This window comes from Amycolatopsis sp. NPDC004079, from assembly GCF_040610415.1.
In the GTDB taxonomy this organism is placed as follows: Bacteria; Actinomycetota; Actinomycetes; order Mycobacteriales; family Pseudonocardiaceae; genus Amycolatopsis; species Amycolatopsis halotolerans.
The window spans coordinates 281,508-301,097 of sequence record NZ_JBEXMH010000005.1 but is presented as its reverse complement, the minus strand read 5'-3'; the positions used below and the strand labels follow the sequence as shown (position 1 = coordinate 301,097).

Annotated in this window: 13 protein-coding genes; 11 read left to right on the top strand and 2 right to left on the bottom strand. The window is 70.6% G+C overall.

Going from position 1 to position 19,590, the window contains the following annotated elements:
* Window positions 1-146: 146 nt before the first annotated feature.
* Window positions 147-2,648, bottom strand: a complete 2,502-nt coding sequence (locus ABZX37_RS08130) for an ABC transporter permease (protein WP_354737187.1) — start codon at window positions 2,646-2,648, stop codon at window positions 147-149.
* Window positions 2,649-2,651: 3 nt separating this feature from the next.
* Window positions 2,652-3,353, bottom strand: a complete 702-nt coding sequence (locus ABZX37_RS08125; protein ID WP_354737205.1) for an ABC transporter ATP-binding protein — start codon at window positions 3,351-3,353, stop codon at window positions 2,652-2,654.
* A 205-nt stretch (window positions 3,354-3,558) separates the two neighbouring features.
* Between ABZX37_RS08125 and ABZX37_RS08120 the strand changes: the two genes are divergently transcribed.
* The 11 genes from ABZX37_RS08120 to ABZX37_RS08070 all read left to right on the top strand — a co-directional run bounded on the left by ABZX37_RS08120 (window position 3,559) and on the right by ABZX37_RS08070 (window position 19,570).
* Window positions 3,559-4,800 (top strand): sensor domain-containing protein, encoded by a 1,242-nt coding sequence (locus ABZX37_RS08120; RefSeq protein ID WP_354737185.1) that lies wholly within the window; start codon window positions 3,559-3,561, stop codon window positions 4,798-4,800.
* Window positions 4,788-5,432 (top strand): response regulator transcription factor, encoded by a 645-nt coding sequence (locus tag ABZX37_RS08115; RefSeq protein ID WP_354737183.1) that lies wholly within the window; start codon window positions 4,788-4,790, stop codon window positions 5,430-5,432. The genes ABZX37_RS08120 and ABZX37_RS08115 overlap by 13 nt, the downstream gene beginning before the upstream one ends.
* 196 nt (window positions 5,433-5,628) lie before the next feature.
* Window positions 5,629-6,177, top strand: coding sequence for a DUF1062 domain-containing protein (locus tag ABZX37_RS08110; protein ID WP_354737181.1), 549 nt, complete (start codon window positions 5,629-5,631; stop codon window positions 6,175-6,177).
* A 416-nt stretch (window positions 6,178-6,593) separates the two neighbouring features.
* Window positions 6,594-6,932, top strand: a complete 339-nt coding sequence (locus ABZX37_RS08105) for a WXG100 family type VII secretion target (protein ID WP_344284506.1) — start codon at window positions 6,594-6,596, stop codon at window positions 6,930-6,932.
* Window positions 6,933-6,963: 31 nt separating this feature from the next.
* Window positions 6,964-7,263: a WXG100 family type VII secretion target gene (locus ABZX37_RS08100; protein ID WP_116206728.1), complete on the top strand. Its 300-nt coding sequence runs from the start codon at window positions 6,964-6,966 to the stop codon at window positions 7,261-7,263.
* 46 nt (window positions 7,264-7,309) lie between these two features.
* Window positions 7,310-7,864, top strand: coding sequence for a hypothetical protein (locus ABZX37_RS08095; RefSeq protein ID WP_354737179.1), 555 nt, complete (start codon window positions 7,310-7,312; stop codon window positions 7,862-7,864).
* 66 nt (window positions 7,865-7,930) lie between these two features.
* Window positions 7,931-11,449, top strand: coding sequence for a hypothetical protein (locus ABZX37_RS08090; protein ID WP_354737177.1), 3,519 nt, complete (start codon window positions 7,931-7,933; stop codon window positions 11,447-11,449).
* Window positions 11,446-15,462, top strand: a complete 4,017-nt coding sequence (gene eccCa, locus ABZX37_RS08085; protein WP_354737175.1) for a type VII secretion protein EccCa — start codon at window positions 11,446-11,448, stop codon at window positions 15,460-15,462. Before ABZX37_RS08090 ends, eccCa begins: the two co-directional genes overlap by 4 nt.
* Window positions 15,459-16,844, top strand: coding sequence for a type VII secretion integral membrane protein EccD (gene eccD, locus ABZX37_RS08080; RefSeq protein WP_354737173.1), 1,386 nt, complete (start codon window positions 15,459-15,461; stop codon window positions 16,842-16,844). Before eccCa ends, eccD begins: the two co-directional genes overlap by 4 nt.
* Before the next feature lie 16 nt (window positions 16,845-16,860).
* The gene (locus ABZX37_RS08075; protein WP_063631965.1) at window positions 16,861-17,091 is read left to right on the top strand and encodes a type VII secretion protein EccB; all 231 of its coding nucleotides are present in this window, start codon (window positions 16,861-16,863) and stop codon (window positions 17,089-17,091) included.
* A gap of 13 nt (window positions 17,092-17,104) precedes the next feature.
* Entirely contained in the window at window positions 17,105-19,570 is a 2,466-nt protein-coding gene (locus ABZX37_RS08070) for a hypothetical protein (protein WP_354737171.1), read from the top strand.
* The last annotated feature ends 20 nt before the right edge of the window (window positions 19,571-19,590 follow it).

The following is a 19,590-nucleotide window of genomic DNA, read 5'->3' as shown; positions in this document are numbered from 1 at the left end:
CCACGAAGCCATGATCTACATCGCCATGATCATGACCATGTCCCGACGACTCACCCGCAACACAGACCAGTGACATCAGTTCTCAGACGCCCTCTGAGGGAATCTGATTCCCTCAGGGTTCCCCTCACGTACGGTCAGCTGGCTGGCTACTCGCGCATGCCGATCGCGTCCACCGGCCGGGCACGCAGCGCGAGCTTCGCGGGCACCAGCACCGACGCGGCGCCCACCAGCGCGGTCGCGGCGACGATCCCCAAATACAACAGCGGCGGGATGCTCGGAATCGGCGACCCGGTGAGACCGAGGCTCACAGTGGCCAGCGGGATCAGCGGGACCGCCGAGCCCACCGCCACCGCGATCAGCACCACCGTCAGGGCCTCGATCCGCAGCACCTTCAGCACCTGGTCCCGCGTCATCCCGACCAGCCGCAGCAGCGCGAACTCGCGCGTCCGGGCCAGCGTGGTCATCACCAGCGTGTTCGCCACCGCCAGCGCGATGTAGGCGAAGACCAGCACCAGCGGCAACGCGCTGCTCAGCACGGAAGCAGTCGCCGCGTCGCGTTGTTCTTCGGACAGGCCTGCCTTGGCCGACACGGTCAGTCCCGGATATTTCCCGGACAGGCTCGCCAGATCTGTCCCGGGGCGGGCCCGGACGAGGATCTGCTGGTCCAGCTGCCGGGAGCTGTGTGCGAAGACGTCGTCGTGCGCCAAGGTGACGTCGCCGAATCCCCTGCCCCGCTGGTAGATCGCGACGACGGCCGGGGTCGCGGCGAAGCCGTCCGGGAGGTTCAGCTTGATCTGCTCGCCGACTTTGACGCCGAGGGTGCTCGCCGCGCTGGCACTCAGGGCGACCTTTCCCGGGGCCAGATCAGCGAGGTTTCCTGCCGAGACACCAAGATCCATCGTCTGGGAAGCGTTGTCGACGGTGATGCCTTGGGCGGGGAATTCGAAGATCTCCGGCGAATCGAGCACCTTTGTCGACGCGAACACCTGCACCCGCGTCACGCCGGTCGCGGCCTCGACGCCCGATAACGCGGCGGCGTCCCGGACGGCGTCGGCTGGCAGGCCGCCCGCCTCGCCGGTGAGCGTGTACTGCGCGGTGATCCCCTCGTCGGCCTGGTCGGCGGCCGCGGCGCCGAGGGTGGCGGGAATGAACAACTGCACGCAGGCGAACCCGATCGCCAGCACCAGCGGTCCGATCCCAGCCGCCAGCCGACGCGCGTTCGCTCGGGTGTTGGCGGCGGCGAGGTAGCCGTATTCCTTGAACCGCCGGGTGATCGGCTTGGCCAGCAATCGCGTCGCGAACGCCGCTACCGGAGGTGCCAGCAGCAGGACCGCAATGATCATGATCAACCCGCCGCTGCCCGCGCCCGCCACGGCGAAGACGCCGGAGAAAAACACCGGGAGCAGCGACGCGGCCAGGCCGAGCAGCAACAACAGCACCCCGAGCGTCCGACGGCCGCCGCTGATTCCTGGCTGCTCGGCTGCGGCGTCGCTCAAGGCCTCGACCGGTCGTACCGACGAGGCTTTCCACGCCACCGCGAACGTCGCGATCTGTGCCGTCGCCACCCCGGCGAGCACCGCGACCAGCATCGGCAGAATACCGACAGAGAAAGAGAAATCGCTCGGTACGACGCCGATCAGGACGAGCGCGCCGCGCAACAATTGCGCGGCGAGAATCCCGGGCAGGCACCCGATCGCCGACGCCACGACCGACAGCACCAAGGCTTCCACCGCCAGCATTTTCCAGATCTGGCGCGGAGTCGCCGCGATCGCGCGCAGCACGGCCAATTCGCGGCGACGCTGGTGGGCGCTCAACGCGAGAGTGCTTGCCACCACCAGAATCGCGATCAGCAGCACGGTGCCGCCGAGCGAACCCGCGATCTCCTGCAGCGCGCCGCGCGCCGAGGCGACGTCGGGGTTCTCAATCCGGCTCCGGTCGTCTCCCGTCGTCACCTCCGCACCGGAGCCCAGCCGCGAGGTCAGCCGGTCGGCCAGCTCGTCAGGATCGACGCCAGGCCGGGGAAACACTCCGACGGCGTCCACCCGGTCGCCGCGTCCGGCCAAGCTCTCCGCTTCCGTATCAGCGAAAAACACGACGGGTGTGCGGAGTTCTCCGTCCACACCGGACAGTTTCGCCACGCCTGCGACGCGGTAGTCGGCCGCGGCTTTGGTCGTCTGGATCCGGACCACAGCCCCGGGTTCCTTGGCCAGTCCGGCGTCCAGCACGACCTCGCCCGGCCGTTGCGGTTCGCGACCGTCGACGAGATCGAACGGACCGAGCCGGGCGCTCGACCACCGATGTCCGGTTGCAGTCGTATCGCCCAGCACCGCGGGAAAACTCACGTCCGGCACCACTGACCCGACGCCGTCGGTCCCGGCGATCTTCCGCACGCTCTCGCGCGTCAGCGGGGCCGGTTCCTTGAGCGGCTTGGACTTGGTCTTGCCGTTTTCCCGCACCTCGAACGATTTCGGGCCGCCGACGACCACCGGGACCCCGGCGTACCGCTGCGGCGCCACCCCGGCTTCCGTCCCGGACTGCAGGAGAATGCCGAACGCCGTGACCAGCATGGCCGCGCCGAGAAGAGCGACGAACGCTCCCGCGAAACCGGAAGCGCGTCCGCGCAACGTTTTGACCGCGAGTTCGAACATCGCTCACCACTCCCCGAGCGTGGTCATCCGCTCGGCCACGCGGTCCGGGGCCGGCTCGGTCATCTCGTCGGCGAGCGCGCCGTCGGCGAGGAAGACCACGCGGTGCGCGTAGGACGCAGCCACCGGGTCGTGGGTCACCATGATCACCGTCTGGCCCGTCTCGTCCACGAGCTGCCGCAACAGCTCGAGCACCTGACGGCCGGTCCGGGTGTCGAGCGCGCCGGTCGGTTCGTCGGCGAACACCACCTCGGGCCGCGGCGCGAGCGCGCGGGCGATCGCCACCCGCTGCTGCTGGCCGCCGGACAACTGCGCCGGACGCCGGTTCAGCCGGTCGGCGAGCCCGACGCGCCGCACGATCTCCTCCAGCCAGGCCGGGTCGGGAACCAGCCCGGCCATCCGCGCCGGGAGCGAGATGTTGTCCGCGACAGTCAGCGACGTCAGCAGGTTGTAAGCCTGGAAGACGAACCCGACCCGCTCGCGGCGGAGCACGGTCAGCGCGGTCTCGTCCAGCCCGGCGAGATCAGTGCCGCCGAGCAGCACCGTTCCGCTCGTCGGCCGGTCCAGCCCGGCGGCGCAGTGCAGGAAGGTGCTCTTGCCTGCGCCGGACGGGCCCATCACCGCGGTGAACGATCCTCGGCCGAACCGGACGGTCAGGTCGCGCAACGCGGTCACCTCGCCCGCGCCGGAACCGTAGGTCTTGCGCACCGAGCGCAGCGAGACCACGTCGTCCGGCGGGGCTCCGGTCTCGGCCGGTGCCAGGCGTTGCCGTTTCTCGCGTGCCACTTCGTCCTCCGGGTGCGGTGATCTTGCTTTTCCCGGACGCTACGGATCCGGGAACCCGCCGGACAGCACGTATCCTGCAGATCCCAGGTGCAGAAAACTGCACCCGCGAATCTTCCGAGGGGGTCGGATGGGGCCGGTGCGCGCGAACCGGTTCAGCGTCCGGGACCACCTCGCCGGATTCGGCACGTCCTTCCGCTACCTCGCCGTCGGCGCCGCGATCGGTCTCGGCGGCCTGCTGCTCTTCTGGCTGGCCGCGGGCAGTCTGCTGCTGAGCCTGGCCGGGATCGGGCTCCCGTTGCTGGTCCTCCTCGTCCCGCTGCTGCGCCGGTTCGCCCGCGCGCAACGGAACCGGATCGAACGGCTGCTGGGCACGCCGGTCGCCGAGAAGTACGCGGTCCCCGGTTCGCCGCTCGGCGTGCTCAAGGACCGGGCGGTCTGGAAGGACCTGGCGTTCCTCGCGGCCACCACCGTCGTCGGCACCCCGCTGTGTTTCGTCGGGCTGAGCCTGCTGTCCGGCGCGCTCTGCTGGGGCACCGCGCCGATCTGGTGGACCGTCCTGCCGCCCGCCGCACACCTCACGTTCCGACCGGTCACGAGCTGGGCCGAAGCCTTCGGCGCGACCGGCATCGGCCTGGGGTACGCCGCTGGGCTGATCCTCCTGGTGCCGCTGCTGGCCCGCGGGCACGCGATGCTCGCCCGGGCGTTGCTGCGCCCGCCGCGCGGCAGCAAGCAGACCCGCCGGATCGAAGAGCTGACTGTCACCCGCGCCGAAGCCCTCGAAGCGCACGGGGCCGAGCTGCGGCGGATCGAACGGGACCTGCACGACGGCACCCAGGCCGGGCTCGTCGCGATCTCGCTCCGGCTCGGGTTGATCAAGCACGCCCTCGAGAATCAGCCGGACAGCGCGCTCAGGCTGGTCGACGACGCGCAGGAGCTGACCGAGCATTCGCTGGCGTCGCTGCGCACGATCGTCCGCGGGATCTATCCGCCGCTGCTGACCGACCGCGGCCTGGTCGGCGCGGTGCAAGCGCTTGCGTCGAGCAGTGCGATCCCGGTCGGGGTCGACGTCTCCGGCTCCGGGCAGGCCCCGGCCGCGGTGGAGGCGGCGGCCTACTTCGCGGTCGCCGAGGCGCTGACGAACATCGCCAAGCACAGCGGGGCCGACCGGGCGTGGATTACGCTCGCGCTCGACCGGGAAAGGATCGGGATCACTGTGCGGGACAACGGGAAGGGCGGCGCCGCGGAGAACTTCGGCACCGGGCTGGCCGGGATCCGGCGCCGGGTCGCGGCCTTCGACGGCAGCTTCGAGCTGAGCAGCCCCGAAGGCGGCCCGACGGTGCTGCGGGCGGAGCTGCCGTGCGTGTCGTGATCGCCGACGACAACGCCTTCATCCGGGAAGGCCTGGCGTTGATGCTGTCCACGGTCGGCCACGAGGTGTGCGCCGTGCTGGAGCGCGGGCCGGACGTGCTGCCCGCGTTGCTGGAGCACCGGCCCGACCTCGCCGTCCTGGACGTCCGGCTCCCGCCGGGCTTCACCGACGAGGGGCTGCGGGCGGCCGCGGCGGCGCGCGCGGAGATTCCGGGCCTGCCGGTGCTGATGCTGTCGCAGTACGTCGAGCACGCCTACGCGGCCGAACTGCTGGCCGGCGGCGCGTCCGGGGTCGGCTACCTGCTGAAGGACCGGGTCGGGCGGATCGAGGAATTCCGCGACGCCATGGACCGGGTGGCCGCCGGCGGCACGGTGATGGACCCGGAGGTCGTCTCGCAGCTGATGGCGCGCCGGCGAGCCGCAGACGCGCTCGACGTGCTCAGCCCCCGCGAGCGCGAGGTGCTCGCGCTGATGGCCGAGGGCCACGGCAACGGCGCGATCGCCGGGAAGCTGTTCATCGCGGAAACGTCGGTGAACAAGCACGTGGGCAACATCTTCGCCCGGCTGGGGCTGTCCGCGGGCACCGGCGACCACCGGCGGGTGCGGGCCGTGCTCGCCTATCTCAACGCCTGACCCGCGGCGCTCAGCCGGAAATCCAGTGGAGCCGCGCCCGCGCCCGCGGCTACTGTCGCCCGACCAGTGTCGGCCAGGCAAGGACGTGCCGTTGTACCTCGCGTGAGGCATCCCAAGCTCTGATCCCGTCGCGCGCCGCGTTGTGCGCCGCGCTTCTTCGTGCTGCGGAATTCTCACTGGAAATCGGTGTACTCCTGTGCTCTACAACTGGACAGTCCTGCCCACTTGCCTGCCGCTCGTCCGGCGGCGCTGCCACACGTGCGCGTCCGGACGCTTCCGGACCGGCGGCAAGTTCCGGGTCAACGCCCATCACAAACTCATCGACGCCTGGCTCCTCGTGCTCTGTACCGGCTGCGGGGAAACGGCGAAACTCACCGTGTTCGAACGGGCGAGGGTGCGCACGGTCCGGCCGGAACTGCTGGACCGCTTGCACCACAACGATCCCGGCCTCGCCGCCGAGCTCCTCCAGGACCCGGTCCTGCTGCGGCGCAACCGCGTCGCGCTCGACTGGGACGGCGCCTGGCGGCTCGACACCGGTGGTTCGGACCACTTGGACCAGGACGCGATCGACGTCTCGGTCGGTTTCGCGGCCCGGATCCCGGTCCGGCCGGTACGGCTGATCGCCGAGGGCTGCGGGCTCGCCCGGGCCGAGGTCGAACGGCTGCTCTCCGGCGGGAAGGTCGTGTCGGGAGTCCGGCTGAGCGGCAAGCTCTCCGGCGACTTCGCCTTCACGCTCAAGTACTGAGCCAAGTCCGTGAGGGGAACCCTCCGGGACTCTGAGTCCCGCAGGGTTCCCCTCACGGACAGCTGTCTGTCCACAACAGACTCCGCAAGTCCATTCCCGACTTCCGCTCGCATGAGCGCGAACCGCGAACCAGGGCACCAGCGCTGCCTGAACGGGCACTCGTGCGTAACCGGATCGCACGGAAGGCGTTGCCGCAGCTCAGCGCCCCCCAGGTGGAGGAGCCGCTTGCCCCGCCGTCCGCGCGCCGGTGTTCAGAAGGGAACAACGCGGCGACAACCCGTAGACCGGCGCTTACCGTAAGTCCGCAGTCTCCCCCGTGCTCTGTCGTATCGGCCGAACGAAGGGCATCCGCGGCGACGTCGGCGGTCTGGCATGCCAGTCCGTCATATCCGGAGAACCCGACCAGAGGAGAAAGCATGGCTTCGCAGGACGGCGCCCGCGTCGACACCAGCGTCATGCGCAAGGGCGCGCAGACGATCAGCGACACCGGGCAGAACATCACCGGGGTGAACCAGAAGGTCGACGGCACCATGCAGACGCTGTTCGGCACCTGGCGCTCGGACTCGGCGAACGTGTTCAACCAGGCCATGGGCCAGTTCGACCAGACGGTCCGCAAGATCGTGCAGAAGCTGGACGAGCTTTCGCAGAACGTGCAGACCTCGGCGAGCGAGTACGACAGCCGGGACTCGGACAACACCTCCACCGCCAACAACGCCGCCACGGTCATCGGCGGCGGCGGCCTGCAGGGCTTCTGATCCCCCTCCTTCCCACGAAAGGACGCTTCCCATGGCTTTGGGCCAGTTCCAGATCAGCTTCGCGACCATGCAGGACACCGTCGGGCAGGCGAAGCAGCAGTCGAACCAGATCACCGAGCTGCTGGACCAGATGAAGGCGGTCATCGAGGGCCAGCGCGAAAACTGGACCGGTGTCGCGGCGGACATGTTCCACGAGACCTACAACTACTGCCACCAGGCGGCGCTCACGCTGCCGCAGGCGCTCGACGCCGCCGCGCAGACCCTCGGCCAGATCAACGAGGGCACCTCGAACACCGAGGGCAACAACGCGAAGCGGTTCGCCTCGAACTGACGCCGCCGTCGCGGGCGCAACTGACCTGAAAGGAGGGTGACCGGCCATGGTTTCGTTGGGCGACACCGATTACGGAATGCACAACGACACGTCGAACAAGCATCAGACGACGTCGGACGACGGCAAGTTCCACAGCCCGGGCGACCAGGCTCCGCCGGACGTGAAGAACGAGTGGATCCCGCCGGGCGACGTCGGCAAGCCGCCGCCGGTGCCGGGCGGTTCCGAGCATCCGGGCAAGGGCGTCACCGCGGTCAACACCGAGGCGATGCGCACGTTCGCGAAGAACCTGCAGTCGCTCGCGGACGGGCCGCTGAAGGACCTGCCGACGAAGCTCGACGGGGTCCAGCTCAAGCCCGGCGTGTTCCTGACGGCGCAGAACAAGATCTTCACGCCGATCCAGGGCGCGAACTCGCTGCGGGACACCACCCGCACCGCGATCCACGACCTCTGCAAAGCGCTCGACGAGGTGGCGGACGCGGTGAACAAGGCCTCGAAGGCGTACGACAACGCCGACGAGGTCAACAAGATGTCGGCCGACGACTACAACCAGTACTTCAACACAGTCAGCGGCCACATCACCGGCGCCGGTCAGAAACCCTGACCGGACGGGCGGCGGTCTTTCCCGGTTCTCGCCGGGGTCTCTCAGGTTCGAAGCGATCGAGGGAAGATGGCGGACGACAACAACACCCACGGGTTCACCTCGGACGACAACGGGGTCTGGCCGGACACCACGCAGACCGGCAACCAGAACAGCACCGGTGACCCGTCGAAGGATTTCGACGGCCTGACGTGGAAGCAGATCGAAGCGGCGATCCTCGGCGGCGGTTCGCTGTCGGGCGGCCAGGACAACCGGGACAAGGCCTACGGCAACGTCAACTGGCAGTCGCTTCAGGACGCGGCCGGGGTGTTTCAGGAGACGCAGCAGAACCTCGCGATGGTCGCTCAGTCCATTCAGGACCAGACCGCCGCCCTCGCCGGACCGGACGGTCCGTGGAAGGGCGACGCCGCGACGAAGTTCAAGGACATGATGACCGCGCTGGGCAACAAGTTCTCCGATCTGGCGGACCGGATCGGCGACGGCGGCGGGTCGAACAACGTGCCGAACAACCTCGTCAATTCCGCGGCGTACCTCAAGTGGGCGCAGGACACGATCCGCTACATCGACAGCTATTACGCCAGCCAGGTCCTCGCCCAGGGCAGCAAATACCACCTCAGCGACGGGCGCGCGTACATCTCGCAGTTCCCCGAGGCCGTCGAGATGATGACCAACGACATGCGCAAGGTCGGCGGGCAGCTCGCGCAGAAGTACAACACCGTGCACGTCAACGCGGGCAAGACGACCCCGCCGCCGACTCCTGGTGGCGGCGACGGCAACACGCCCAAGCCTCCTCCGCCCCCGCCGACTCCTCCCCCGCCGCCCACGCCTCCGCCACCTCCGCCGCCGGTGACTCCTCCCCCGCCGCCGCCCACTTCTCCGCCGCCGCCACCGGTGACGCAGCCGCCTCCTACTCCGAAACCGCCGCCCGTGTCACCGCCTCCGGGTGGCGGCAACGGTGCTCCTCCGCCGGTGAACAAGGCCGCGATTCCGCCGCCTCCCAACGGGGTCAACGGTCCCAACGGTCCGGGCGGCCCTGGCGGGAGCAATGTGCCGCCGCCGTTGAAGAACGCCCTCGTGTCACCGCCGCCGGGCGACCTCAAGGGTCCCGGGGGCAACGGCACGCCGCCTCCGATCACCGCTGCTTCCATTCCGCCGCCGCCTAACGGGGTTGGCGGGAACAAGTCGCCGAACCCGCAGAAGCCGCCGGGTTCGGAGGTCAAACCGCCGTCGATTCCCGCGCCGCCGGGCGATTCCGGCAGCGTGAAGCCGCCGAAGGTCTCACCGCCGCCGGGCGACGTTTCGGGAGGGAACAACCTCAAGTCTCCGTCCATCCCGCCCCCGCCCGGGGCTTCCGGCAACAACCTGGGCGGGCACGTCAACCCGCCGTCGATCCCCGCCCCGCCGGGAAGCTCGGGCGGGTCCGGGCACGTGAATCCCGCGTCGATCCCGCCGCCTCCGGGAGATTCCGGCGGCAACCTGGCGAACAACGCGCTCAACCCGGCGCACCTGCCGCCGGGCCTCAGCAACCCGCCGGGCAACCAGAACCCGGGCGGCAGCGGCATCCCGATGATGCCGCCGGGAGGCATGGGCGGCGGTGGCGGGCTGAACCCGCCGTCCGCGGAGCGTCCGGATTCGTCCGGGTTGCTCGGCAACATCAAGAAGCCGTGGATCAGTCCTCCGCCGGACGGCATCGGCAACCCCGATTCGCACGGCGAAACTCCCCCGCTCAGCTCGGCCAAGTGGGCTCCGCCGCCCGGCGCGAGCGGCGGGACCGGCGACGGCGCGAGCGGCAACAGCGTCGGCGGGCCGGGCGACAGCGGTCCGGGCGCGATCAAGGGCCTCGGCGAAAGCGATCTGCCGAAGGTGCCGAATCCGGTCGGGAACCACGAGCAGGTTCCCGGTGGCGGGACTCCGCCGATGGTGCCGCCGGGCGGGATGGGCGGCGGCAGCGGAATGAACACGCCCGCCGCGGAGCGTCCGGATTCCTCCGGGCTGCTCGGCAGCATCAAAAAGCCGTGGATCAGCCCTCCGCCCGACGGCATCGGCAACCCCGACGCCCACGGCGACACGCCACCGCTGCACTCGGCCAAGTGGGCCCCGCCGCCCAGCGCGAACGGCGGGACCGGCGACGGCGCGAGCGGCAACGGCGTAGGTGAGCCGGTCGGCCCTGGGGTGAAGGGGCTCGGCGAGAGCGACCTGCCCAAGCTTCCCGACCCTGTCGCCAACCACGAGCAGCAACAACTCCCGGCCTCGGGAACGCCACCGATGGTCCCGCCGGGCGGCATGGGCGGCGGCAGCGGCATGAACACGCCCGCCGCCGAACGACCCGACTCCTCCGGACTCCTCGGCAACGTCCAGGAGCCATGGCTGAGCGCACCGCCCGACGGCATCGGCAACCCCGACGCCCACGGCGACACACCACCGCTGCACTCGGCCAAGTGGGCCCCGCCGCCCGGCGCGGACGGCGGAACCGGCGACGGCGCGAGCGGCCCCGGAGTCAGCGGCAACGGCATCGGCGGCCCGGGCAGTGAGCCGATCGACCCGGGTATGAAGGGCCGCGGGGAAAGCGACCTGCCGAAGCTGCCCGACCCCGTCGCCAACCACGAGCAGCAACAACTCCCAGCTTCGGGAACCCCGCCAATGGTCCCGCCGGGCGGCATGGGCGGCGGCAGCGGCATGAACACGCCCGCCGCCGAACGACCCGACTCCTCCGGGCTGCTCGGCAACGTCCAGGAGCCATGGACGGCCGATCTGCCTGGCGGCGTCGGCGACCCGAGCACGTCCGGGGAGACGCCACCGAACGAATCCGCTGGCTGGGCTCCTCCGGCACCTGGCATGCCGATGGTCCCGCCGGGCAACACCGGCAACGGGACGCCCGCCGAACGACCCGACTCGGCCGGACTGCTCGGCGACGTCCAGCAACCCTGGGCGGCAAGCGCACCGTCGGGCATCGGAGACCCCAGCGCACAAGGCGAAACCCCGCCAAGCACCTCAGCAGGCTGGGCGACCGGCGCTGGCATCCCGATCGTCCCCCCAGTCAGCAACGGGACGAGCACGCCCGAACGACCGGACTCCGCCGAGCTGCTCACCGAAGTCCAGCAACCCTGGGTCTCTTCGGCCACTGTGGACGCACCCGCCAACACCGGCTGGGCCGCCACGAGCAACGACAACGACCTCGTCCGCATCGCAGTCGTGCAACCCCTCGACCACGAGGACACCTCGGCCTGGGACGTGGGCACCGCCGAATTCCTCCCCGGTCTGCTGCCGGTCACCACACCGGCAGAAGACCGTCCCGCGGAAATCACCACCGATTTCCTGCAGCGCACCGACGAGCCGTGGCGGCCGAACCAAGCCGACGAGGAACCCGCGCTCGGCACCTACCAGCGGGTCCGCGGCGGTCCGGCCGAGGTCGTCCCCGACGAGTTGCCCACCTGCGGCGACGCGCCGGAACCCGAGGAGCCCGAAGCGGACACCGCCGAAGAAGAGACCGAGGAAGAAGAGGAACGCACCATGGCCGACCTGCTCCGGCAGGACGACGCGGCCTGGGGCAAGCCAGCACACCGCAGCTCCCCGGGGGTGCTCGAATGAGCACGGAAACCGTCAAGCGCGGCCCGCGCGCCGCGGGCCCGGAAATGCCCGAGGGCCAGGAAGAACTGCAAGAACCGCCCGTCATGGCGGAACCGGCGGCGCGCGATTTCAACTCGCTGCTGATGATGCTGCCGATGGCCATCGGGTCGCTGGTGATGGTGCTGGCGTTCTCGGGCGTCGCGGGCAGTTCGCCGTTCACCTACGTGATCGGCGGCGGCATGGGCGTGTCGATGATCGCGATGAGCCTCGGACAGCTCTCCCGCGCCGCCGCCGAGCGCAAGCGCAAGATGCAGGCCGAGCGGCGGGACTATCTGCGCTACATCGGCCAGGTCCGCGAGCGGGCCCGTTCGACCGCTGAGGACCAGCGGCACGCGGTGGCCTGGAACAACCCGTCCCCGGATTCGCTGTGGTCGCTGGCGATGGGCCCGCGGCTGTGGGAACGCCGGATCAGCCACGAGGACTTCGCGCGGGTGCGGATCGGGCTGGGCACGCAGCAGTCGGCATTGGAGCTGGTGCCGCCGGTGACCAAGCCGATCGAGGACCTCGAACCGCTGTCGGCGATCTCGCTGCGCCGGTTCACCGAGACCTACCGCACGCTGTCCGGCATCCCGACCGCGGTGGGACTGCGGAGCTTCACCAGCGTCGAGTTCGACGGAGATCCGGAAGCGGCCGTCGGGCTGGTCCGGGCGATGCTCGCGCAACTGGTCGCCTTCCATTCGCCGGACGAACTGCGGCTCGCGGTGCTCACCACCGAAGCCGCGCAGGCGCAGTGGGACTGGGTGAAGTGGTTGCCGCACAACAACCACCCGACGCTCCGCGACGCCGCCGGCCCGCTCCGGCTGCTCGCCGCCGACCACGACGAGCTGATGGACCTCCTCGGCCCGGACGTGGCCGATCGCGACGACCACGACAAGACCGTCGGGCCGACGACGACGGAGCCGTTCGTGGTGGTCGTCGCGCATCTGGCGGCGATCCCGGAATCCTCGCGGCTGGTCGGCGCGGGCCTGCGCAACGTCGTCCTGCTGGACGTCACCGGCGCGCTCCCCGGCGGCCCCAAGGTGCTGCGACTGACCACAAAGGACGGTCTGGTCGAGTTCCCGGCGGGCAGCGGAGTGGGTTCCGCGACCCGCGACGAGCTGTCGGTGACCCAGGTGGAAGGCCTCGCCCGGCTGCTCGCGCCGAAACGGACCAGCGGCACCCTGGAGATCGCCGACCAGCCGCTGGAAAGCGACTTCGGACTGACCGCGCTGCTCGGCATCAAGGACGTGCACACCTTCGACATCCCGGGCCAGTGGCGGCCGAGGGCAGCTCAGCGCGCTCGGATGTCGGTGCCGATCGGCGTGACCGAGGACGGCGAGATCGTCGAACTGGACCTGAAGGAATCCGCGCAGGGCGGCATGGGCCCGCACGGGATGCTGATCGGCGCGACCGGGTCCGGCAAGTCGGAGCTGCTGCGCACGCTCGTGCTCGGGCTGGCCGCGACGCATTCGTCCGAGATCCTCAACTTCGTGCTCGTCGACTTCAAGGGCGGCGCGACGTTCCTCGGGATGGACCGGCTGCCGCACACCTCGGCGACCATCACCAACCTCGCCGACGAACTGCCGCTGGTCGACCGCATGCAGGACTCGCTCAACGGCGAGATGGTGCGCCGCCAGGAACAACTGCGCGCGAGCGGCTACCCGTCGCTGTACGAATACGAAAAGGCCCGCGCGGCCGGCGAACAGCTGGCCCCGATGCCGACGCTGTTCCTGGTGGTCGACGAGTTCTCCGAACTGCTGAGCGCCAAGCCGGAGTTCATGGAGCTGTTTGTCTCCGTCGGACGGCTGGGCCGCAGCCTCGGCGTACACCTGCTGCTCGCGTCGCAGCGGCTGGACGAGGGCCGCATCCACCGCGTCGAGGGTCACCTGTCGTACCGGATCGCGCTGCGCACCTTCTCCTCGATGGAGTCTCGCAGCGTGATCGGCGCAGGCAGCGCATACGAGCTGCCGCCGGAACCAGGCAACGGTTACCTGAAGATCGACACCACGAACCTGGTGCGGTTCAAGGCCGCTTACGTCTCCGGTCCAGTGCCTGCGGGCAACGGCGAGAACTCCGCGGTCGCCGCGGCACGGGCCAGCCGCGAGGTCGTCCCGTTCCGCACCGAAGCCCGGCCCGCCAAGCTGATCATCCGCGACGACGAGCCGGAACCGGCCGAGAAACAGTCCGATGTGGACGCTCTGGAAGCAGCCGTGCCCGGCGGGCCAACACTCGCCGACGCGTTCATCGACAGGCTGACCGGCGCGGGCCCGGCGGCCCGTCAGGTGTGGCTGCCGCCGCTGGCCGAATCGCCGAGCCTCGATTCGCTGCTGCCGAGCGTCACGCCGGACCCGGTGCGTGGGATGGCGGTGGCCGACCCGGCGCACTGGGGCAGGCTCCGGGTGCCGATGGGGATGATCGACCGGCCGTTCGAGCAGGTCCGCGAACTGCTGACGGCGGACCTGTCGTCGGCGGCCGGGCACGTCGCGGTGGTCGGCGGGCCGAAGACCGGCAAGTCGACGCTGCTGCGCACGCTCGTGCTGGCGCTGGCGATGACGCACACCCCGCAGGAGGTCCAGTTCTACGGGCTGGACTTCGGCGGCGGCGGGATCATGTCGCTGTCCGGGCTGCCGCACGTCGGTTCGGTCGCCACCCGGCTCGAGCGCGACCGGGTCGTCCGGACCATCGAGGAAATCTCGCAGGTCATGGAAGGCCGCGAGACGCTGTTCTCCGAGCACGGCATCGAATCCATGGACGCCTACCGCGCGTTGCGCCGCAGCGGCCAGATCGAGGACCCGTTCGGCGACGTGTTCCTGGTGGTCGACGGCTGGTACAGCCTCAAGAACGACTACAGCGACCTCGAGCAGAAGATCGGCGAGCTGGCCTCGCGCGGCCTGTCCTTCGGGGTGCACGTGGTGATCGGCGCGACCCGCTGGTCGGAGATCCGGCCCTACCTGCGCGACCTGCTGCAGACCCGGTTCGAACTGCGGCTCGGCGATCCGATGGAGTCGGAAATCGGCTCGCGCAAAGCGAAAACGGTGCCGAACCAGCCGGGCCGCGGCCTGACCCCGGACGGCCTGCACTTCCTCGCCGGACTGCCGCGAATGGACGGCAGCGGCAACACCGACGACCTCGCCGCCGCGGCCAAGGCGGTCGCCGAAGAGGTGCATCTGTTCTGGCCGGGCGCACCGGCTCCGTCGGTACGGCTGCTGCCCGCGAAACTGCCGATGGCGCAGCTTCCCGCGCCGGACGGCGACCTGCGGATCGCCCTCGGCCAGGACGAGCAGCGGCTGCTGCCGGTGTGGCACGACTTCGCGGCCACTCCGCACCTGCTTGCCTTCGGCGACAACGAAACCGGCAAGACCAACCTGCTGCGGGTGGTGCTGCGTTCAGTGCTGGCGCGCTACTCGTCGAGCGAGGCGAAGATCGTGCTGGCCGACCCGAGCCGCCAGCTGGACGTCGAAGTGCCCGAGGAATACCGCGTCGGGTACGCGACCACCACCGAGGCGTTGCAGGAATTGGCGCAGCAGGCCAGCGTTTCGCTGACCCCGCGCGTGCCGGACCAGACCATCACCGCGGACCGCCTCAAGCGCCGCGACTGGTGGACCGGCCCCCGGCTGTTCTTCGTGGTGGACGACTACCAGCTGCTGACCAGCGGCATGGGCTCGCCGCTGGAACCGCTGTTGTCGTTGCTGTCGCAGGGTTCCTACATCGGGTTCCACCTGATCCTCAGCCGCAGCACGTCCGGCGCGATGCGCGCGCTGAGCGACTCGGTGGTCCGCCGGATCTGGGAACTCGGCAGCCCGGGCGTGGTGTTCTCCTACCCCAAGGAAGAGGGCAAGTTCCTCGGCGAGGCGGCCCCGCGCCAGCTGCCCGCCGGCCGCGCGCAGCTCGTCACCCGCCGCGGCGTGAAGCTCGTGCAGACCGCGATCGCGGAAGAGGACCGGGCCGACGAGGGCTGGTCCCCGCTCGCGACGACCGAAAGGGGCGTGCGATGACCGCGTCGACCGGCGAACTGTGCCGGATCACCGTGTACGGGCCGCAGGGCCGGGCGGATCTGGCGGTGCCGATGTCCGTCCCGCTGACCAGCCTGCTGCCGGTGCTGCTGGAACACACCGGCAGCCGGGAGGACCTCGGCGACGGCTGGGTGCTGCAGCGCCTCGGCGAGGAGCCGCTGGACGCGTCGGGCACGCCGGAGTCGCTGGACTGGAAGGAGGGCGAGGAATTCCACCTTCGCCCTCGCACGGATCCGTTGCCGGAGCTGGATTTCGACGACATCGCGGACGGCATGGCCACTGCGGTGAGCCGGCACCCTGGCCGCTGGCGTCCGGAGTTCAACCGCGGCCTGTTCCTCGGGTTCGCGATCTTCTCTCTCCTGGTGCTCGCCAAGGTGCTGCTCTACCCGGGTTCGGCCGGGCTGACCGCGGTCGGCGGCGGCGTGGTGTCGCTCGGGCTGCTCGTCGCGGCCGTGGCGACCGGGGTGCGTTCCGACGACAAGGCGCTGCTGACGTTGCTCGGGCTCGGCGGCTGCGCGTTCGCGTTCCTCGCCGGTGCGGTCGCGGTGGCCGGACTCGATCCCGCGTTCGACCTGCAGGGCGCACCGATTTTGACCGGCTGCCTGACGTTCGCGCTGGCCGGCGGTCTCGTGCTCGGAGGACGGGCGGCGTGGTCGCACGCCATCCCGTTCGTGCCGTTCGGCGCGGTCGTCGCGACCGGACTCGCCGGAGCGCTTTCGCTCTGGCTGCACCTCGGCGCCGGGTTCACCACCGAGCAGGCGGCCGGACTGGTGTCGTTCGTGCTGGTCGGGCTGATGGTGTTCGCGCCGCGGATCGGCATCCGGTTCGCTCGCATCCGCGGGCCGCAGCTGCCGCGTTCGGCCGGGGAACTGCAGTACGACATCGAACCGATGCCCGCCGCGCAGATGGTGCACCAGACCGGGTACGCCGACGGTTACCTCACCATCGCCTGCCTTGCCGCCACGGCCGTTTTCGTCGGCTGCTTCCCGTTCCTGGTCGGCCACGGGCTGTTCCCGACCATCCTCGGCGGGCTGGTGTCCGCCGCGGTGCTGATGCGTTCGCGGGCGCTGCTCGGCGTGTGGCAACGGGTTCCGCTCGCCGCCGCCGGGGCGATCGGTCTGGTGCTGCTCGGGCTGTCGCTGATCCAGCCGTTGCCGACGCCGTGGCGAGGCGCCTGTCTCGCCGGGCTGTGCCTGGTGTTCTTCCTGCTCCTGCTGGCGATGCTGCGCCCGCCGCCGCGGCGGTTGCTGCCGATCTGGGGGCACCTGGCGAACTGGCTGGAAACGCTGAGCGCGGTGGCGATGATCCCGATCCTGCTGCAGTTGTTCGGCGTCTACGCGTGGGCCGTCGGGCTCACGTCCTGAGCGAGGGAGGGGTGACATGGTGCAGACGCAGAAGGACCACGTCGAGGCGTATTCGTTCCTGATCGGGCGGATGACCTCGGCGCTGGTGCTCGGCGACGCGAGCCACCTCGACGTGCCCGCCCGGCGGGCCTGGGTCGGCCTGCTCGTCGGGCTGGTCCTCGGGCTGCTGATCGCGGTCGGGTTCTTCGTGTACGGGCTGATCGCGCACCACACGGGCGCGGCTCCGGCCGTCGGCCGCCGAGTCTGAGAAGGAGGCAGCCATGGAACTCTCGCTGATCCGGCGCGGCGACGGCGCTTTGGAGAAGAAGACCGTCGGCAACGCGCTGGTCGTGCACCTCGCGGAGGGGATGACCGGCGAGGCGCAGTCGCTCGCGCTCGGCGTCGCGGCCGATCCCGACCACGACCTGGTCGTCGTGGACCTGCCGGTCGATTCGCCGATCGCGATGTGGGAATCGGTGGCCAAGGCGCTCCCCCGCCGCCGCCGCGGCGTGCGGCTGGTCATCGGCGGCCGCTCGCGCGAGACGACCGCGCTGGCCGGGCAGTGGCTGGCCGAGCGGATCAACCGCCCGGTGCTCGCGCCGGACGGTTCGGTGATCCCGAGCGCGGGCGGCGCGCTGTTCGTCCACGCCGGACGCGGCGGCGGCTGGGTGCGCTTCCGGCCGGGCCGTCCGCCGGCTTGGGAGGCGAAGCGGTTCCCGCGTCCGGCTTGGGATTCCGGGATCGCCGCCGAGCTGACCCCGACGAGTTCGCGCGGGGTCGCCGAACCGCTGCCGGGCGGATTGTGGGTCCGTCCGGTCGGTTTCGACGCTCCTCAACGGCACCATCGCACGGCGCTGATCTCCCGGATGCCCGCGCAGCACGACACCATGACCATCGTCCTGGGCTGCCCCGGCTGCCCGCCGCTGGCGCTGGACGACGCGGCCCGGCTGTGGGTCCAACTGCCGGAGAAGGTGCGGGCCAAGGCGCGGTTCGTGCAGTACGGCCCGATGTCGGTGCCCGGCGAGGCCACCATCGGGCAGGCGCTGGCGGACCTGCTCGGCAAGCCGGTCGCGTTCTACGCGGGCGTGCCGGTCGGTTCGCCGCAGCTGCCGACGCTGCGGACCGTGATGCACGACGGGCGCTTCGGCTGGCGTCCGTTCACCACCGAACTCGGGTACGAACCAGGCTCGGCCGCCGTCTTGCCTGAGCTGCTGTCGCACCGTCCGCCGATCCACGGACTCGACCAGGTCTCCCCCGCGGTGTACTGGTACTCGCCGGACGCGGTGGTCGAGGTCGTGCAGTCCGGTCTGCTGGTGCGTCCGCCGCAGGACGGTCCGTCGACGGCCGCGGTCCGCGAGATCACTCTTGACGCCGCGGTGCACAACCTGACCTTTGACGCGGCTGACGAGGGCTCGGTGTCGCGGATGCGGTTGCTGGCGGAGGATTTGCTGGCGCGGCTGGATGAGGAGACTCGCCGGATGAGCCGGGTGTTGCCTGCTGCTGCGTTGCTCGCGGAGCGTGCGCGACCTCGGGTGGTGACTCGGGCGTTGGAGGCGATCGAGTCCGGGCATCCGGCGCCGGTTGTTGCCGCGGCTCCTCCGGCGGCTTACTTGCCCGCGGCTCCGGCGGCGTTGGGGATTGCTGCGCCTACGGAGGTTCCTGGGGCGATCGCTGCTCCTAGCCCCGTGGTCACGCCCGTCGTTGCGCCTGCCGTTGTGCCTGCCGCTCCGGCTGTTCCCCCGGCCAAGGCCTCCGCTGCTCCTCCCGCAGCGGTGCCGGTCAGCCGCATCGCTCCGGCGGACGTCGCCCCGGCTAAGCCCGTCGAACCGCCGGTCGCCAAGCCCGCCGCCCCGGTCGCGGAGAAGGTGCCCACGCCGTCCAGCCCAGTGTCCGCTTCGGACAAGCCGGAGCCCGCGCCGAAACCCTCGGCAGACCTGCGCTTCCAGGAGACCCCCGGCGCGGAATCGACCGCCCTGCTGCCCAAACGCGGCGCGGACAAGGAACGCCAGTGGCTGCGCAAATCGCTCGGCGCGGAGTACGGCCTGATGTCGAACACCGTCGCGCGGATCCTGTCCGAACACCCGGGGTTCCAAGGCGTGCTGTCGACCTCGTCCTCGGCCGAGGTGCTGACCGACGCGGTGGCCGTGCAGCTTTACCTGTCCCCCAAGGGGTCCACGATCGACGCCGGGCTGCGGCGCGGCGCGAACGGTCCGCACGTGCCGGTCGCCCGATGCGTCGTGGCCGGGCTGAGCCGCCTGCCCTCGCACCGCGGTCCGGCCACTTTCGCCACCGAGCTGCCGCCGCCGGTGTGGCCGCTGCTGGACGGGCGGAAAGTGCTGACCGAATGGGGCTTCCTGAACGCGCTGACGCAACCGTCGTCCACTGTGGACGGCGAGACGGACGTGCTGGTGTGGTCGATCACCGGACGACGCACCAAATTGCTGGAACCGAGCGAGGGCGGCGTCGAAAACCGGGTGCTGTTCGTGCCGGGAACCAGCTTCAAGGTGCTCGAAACGCGCAAACCGGCCGCGGGAGCGCGGGGTGCGGTGCTGCTGCGGGAACTGACCGCGAGCGAGATCGACGAGACCGGCCGGGTCGCGAATGACCGGGCGTCGCTGGACGAGCTGGCGATGAACTCGCTCCGGCAGAAGCTCGAGACGTGGGCGGAAGCGGGCGAGGACCTGGTCCGGACCGTGATGGACGAGCAGGCGGCGGAGCGGTTCGGGGCGCTCCCGGGCCTGGCCTGAGTGCGGAGAGGCGGAGAGGC